The organism is Christiangramia sp. (genome assembly GCF_029937855.1).
Taxonomy (GTDB): domain Bacteria; phylum Bacteroidota; class Bacteroidia; order Flavobacteriales; family Flavobacteriaceae; genus Christiangramia.
In genome coordinates, this window is the sequence record NZ_JAPYPC010000065.1 from 1 (window position 1) to 3730 (window position 3730).

The 3730-nt window shown below is 33.4% G+C and carries 6 protein-coding genes and 1 pseudogene; 1 reads left to right on the forward strand and 6 read right to left on the reverse strand.

Going from position 1 to position 3730, the window contains the following annotated elements:
• Window positions 1-256 precede the first annotated feature (256 nt).
• Both Q1K34_RS17795 and Q1K34_RS17800 read right to left on the reverse strand, forming a co-directional pair.
• Complete coding sequence (locus tag Q1K34_RS17795) at window positions 257-745, reverse strand: peptide-methionine (S)-S-oxide reductase (protein WP_300442055.1); 489 nt, start codon at window positions 743-745, stop codon at window positions 257-259.
• A 4-nt stretch (window positions 746-749) separates the two neighbouring features.
• Entirely contained in the window at window positions 750-1187 is a 438-nt protein-coding gene (locus Q1K34_RS17800) for a PepSY-like domain-containing protein (protein WP_300442036.1), read from the reverse strand.
• Between the two features lie 121 nt (window positions 1188-1308).
• Between Q1K34_RS17800 and Q1K34_RS17805 the strand changes: the two genes are divergently transcribed.
• Window positions 1309-1767 (forward strand): GNAT family N-acetyltransferase, encoded by a 459-nt coding sequence (locus Q1K34_RS17805; RefSeq protein ID WP_300442039.1) that lies wholly within the window; start codon window positions 1309-1311, stop codon window positions 1765-1767.
• A 1-nt stretch (window position 1768) separates the two neighbouring features.
• On the opposite strand, the gene Q1K34_RS17810 is transcribed toward Q1K34_RS17805, so the two are convergent.
• The 4 genes and pseudogenes from Q1K34_RS17810 to Q1K34_RS17825 all read right to left on the reverse strand — a co-directional run.
• Complete coding sequence (locus tag Q1K34_RS17810) at window positions 1769-2815, reverse strand: AI-2E family transporter (protein ID WP_300442042.1); 1047 nt, start codon at window positions 2813-2815, stop codon at window positions 1769-1771.
• Between the two features lie 220 nt (window positions 2816-3035).
• On the reverse strand, window positions 3036-3230 hold the full coding sequence (locus Q1K34_RS17815; RefSeq protein WP_011709463.1) for a cold-shock protein: 195 nt from the start codon (window positions 3228-3230) through the stop codon (window positions 3036-3038).
• Window positions 3231-3327: 97 nt separating this feature from the next.
• Window positions 3328-3522, reverse strand: a complete 195-nt coding sequence (locus Q1K34_RS17820) for a cold-shock protein (protein ID WP_011709462.1) — start codon at window positions 3520-3522, stop codon at window positions 3328-3330.
• A 101-nt stretch (window positions 3523-3623) separates the two neighbouring features.
• A pseudogene (locus Q1K34_RS17825) lies at window positions 3624-3730 on the reverse strand (cold shock domain-containing protein); the annotation flags it as partial.

The window sequence follows — 3730 nt, forward strand, 5'->3', positions numbered from 1 at the left end:
TAGCCCAGCAAATGAGCTGAACCCAGATATAAGGCGTAGTTGCTCGGACGGATACTTAACCAAAGCTCAAGTTACCTAACGCAGAACATTATAGTTCAAAAAATAAGCATTTAAAAATGAAGCTTATATGAATTTTTGAACTCTGGTATTCTTTGTAAAACACAGTTTCCAACTTCTTGTTGATCAGTTAGTCTAACTTCATATATCTAAAAGCGAAGCGGTCTAGTTTCTTTAGCCGTACATGAGTGTATTTAAATCAATTCAGGCTGTTGGGATATTTCTCCTTTAATAACTCAAGTTTCGGTTCAATATATAACCTACAAAAAGGTCTTTCTGGATCTGTTTTATAATAATTACGAATTTCTTCTCTGGATTCTTTAAACTCTACGACTGTATAGGCTTTAGTAATTATTTCTTTCTGTTCATCTTGTTGAAGTTTGTTCAGAATATGCGCTACCCGGATTTGCTGAGGTTCATTAAAGGTATATACCGCCGAAAGGTATTTTGAACGCATACTGTGGTTCGATAAACTTTGGTGAGTTTCGAGATGAATTTTTATAAGCTCCTCCAGATTAATTAATTTCGGGTTGAAATAAACCAGAACCCCTTCATAAAATTTTTCAGGTGCTGCATTAATTGAAATATAGCCCTGGTCTACCTTTTTAATACCTTTCACAACCTGAAAAATAGCCTCTGTACACCAATGGCAACCACCTCCAAACCCTATTTTTTCTAAATTCTCTATATTCTTATTCTATAATTGTTCCATTTTCTCTGAACATAACATCCATATTTTTACCCTTTTGCTTGAATTCCACATCATAGAATTTACCTTTTTCGGCACTATCTACCTGTTCAACTTCTGCAATCTCATACTCGCTGTATTTTTCCCTGATCACTTTTTTAATGGCTTCAGGTAATTCCTTCTTTTTAATATCATTTTCGGTCTCAATCCAGGTTCCGTCTGCATTAAAATCGGCCCTGTATTTTTCTCCATTCATTTTAAAATGTGATTCCCAGTACCCATGATCATCCTGTTTCCAATCCGGATCATTTTCTCCTGGATATTTCTTCTGAAAATTCCTTTGAACAGCCTCAGGAACTTTTTCCCTGTTCTTTTTACGCTCCTGACAGCTTATTAAGCTTATAGTAAAACAGGCGAGGATCAATACTGCAATTTTTCTCATGATTTCAATTTTATATAAAATTATAAAGGATAGAAAATTTAAGCCGCCAAGGAAATCATAAATTTACATTAGCGTAAATTTAGTTTTTGAATATTGCAAACCAATAAAATTTTTATTCTCCATGATCACTATTAAAAGGACTAATTCCAATAATCCCGATTTTATAAATCTGGTTAGAGATTTAGACAAATATCTTGCTATTACAGATGGAGAGGAACATGATTTCTATGATCAATTTAATAAACTTGATCGCATAAAACACGTGGTTTTAATTTATAATGACCGGAAAATCATTGGCTGCGGAGCTTTAAAACATTCCACACCAAATAAAATGGAGATTAAAAGAATGTATGTTAAACCAGAATTCAGAAAGAGCGGTTACGCGAGTAAAATTCTGGAGATTCTTAAGCAATGGGCTATTGAATTAGGCTACCAAATATGTGTTCTTGAAACCGGTTCAAGACAAACAGAAGCTATTGCCCTTTACTATCGAAATCATTATAAAGTGATTCCTAACTATCCACCCTATGAAAACAGGCAAAATAGTCTTTGTTTTGAAAAAAAATTGCATTCAGTTTAAATTAATCTGAAAACTCTTTTTTACTGAATAGAATTCCATAAGGTTTTAAGTCTTCTATATTTAGAAGAACCACTGTGATAATTCCCATGATCGGTATGGCCAGGATCATCCCAATAATACCCCAAACCATATTCCCCAAGATCACAGTAATAATGACAAAGAACGGATGAACGTCCACCCTCTCTCCTACTACGTATGGTTGTAAAACATAACTTTCCACAAATTGGGTTATGGTAAATGTAAGAGCAATTCCAATAAGAACGGTGGTGTCTCCTGACGTCAAAAACCCAAAAGCTACGGCCATCATAAAACCTAAAATGTTACCTACATACGGAATAAGAGTTAGGATAGCAGCTATAACACTTACCAATATAAAATTATTAACTCCCGAAACACCCAACCCTATAGAATATAGAATAGCCAGCAATCCCATCAAAATCAATTTTCCTAATAAATATTGAGGAGCTACTTTTGCAGATTTTGTAATGATAGATTTCACCTTTTGCTTTTTTCCATCGGGAAAAACCCTTATCAGAAAATTTTTAAAAATATCCCTGTAATTGAGCAGAAAGAAAATATATACAAAAGTTAATAAGTAATTAGCTATAAAGCTTGATAGTCCGCTCATAAAAGCCGTAATCTTTTGAGGGGCAGAACTTATACCGGTAGAACTATTTTTCGCTTCTTTTATATCTTCCTTGCTCAGGGGTGAATGCTCCAAAGCAAATTCTTTAACCTGCTCTATTTTTGGTTCCATAGTATTTTTAATCATGGGCCAGTCTTCAGCAAATGATCTTAATTGCAAAGAAATGATAGCCATAAAGCCTATCGATATTAGAAAAAGCAGGATACTATTGAGTAAGGATGCAATAGGCCTTTTCATCTTTTTCTCCATTTTCTGAGATAAAGGCAAAACAACCAGGCTTAATATGATCGCAGTAAATAATGGCGCAAAAAAACCTTTAGCCTTACTTAAACCGAGAAATAGAAAATAAATAGCAATAATTAAAGCTGTGCCATAAAATAGAAGCTTTTTCTTAGCATTCATGTGATTGAGTTTGGAATATGGTTATACCAATATCGTAAATGTTTTGCCATAATCTATTAAGGAAATCTAAAAGCCTTTCTAAATGCTAATTAAAATTTTTTCGAATTCGTTATATACTGATAATTAATCATCTATAAATACTTGTTTTCTAGCATTTAAAAACCAGGAATAAAAAAGCCATCTCTAAGGATGGCTTGTAATAAGAAAAAAGGGAAACTAATTAATCAATTAGTTCAACGTTTATAGCGTTTAATCCTTTTTTACCTTGCTCAGTTTCGAACTGAACTCTATCATCTTCACGTATATCATCGATAAGTCCACTTGAGTGAACAAAGATATCTTCGTTTGATCCTTCAGCCTGAATAAAACCAAATCCTTTGGTATTATTAAAAAACTTTACTTTACCTTCTTGCATTACTATACTTATTATATTGTTTAATTGCCGTTTTAGATTTATAGATCGCACGGCAGGCAATCATTACAATTCATTAAAACCAGCTTGGCTTTAAGAATTAGTCAATTACTTCAACGTTAACCGCGTTTAGGCCTTTTTTACCTTGCTCTACTTCGAACTGTACTCTATCGTCTTCACGAATTTCATCGATAAGACCACTTGAGTGTACGAAGATATCTTCGTTTGAATCATCAGCTTTAATAAAACCAAATCCTTTGGTATTATTGAAAAACTTTACTTTACCTTCTTGCATTACTATACTTATTAATTATTATAAAATTGTCGTCTTTGTTTTGAGATCGTACGACATCCAATCTTCATCATTTTCAGATCTCGAAAGAATTCTGATAATAATTAGTCAATTACTTCAACGTTAACGGCGTTAAGGCCTTTTTTACCTTGCTCCACTTCGAACTGTACTCTATCGTCTTCACGAATTTCATCGATAAGACCACTTGAGT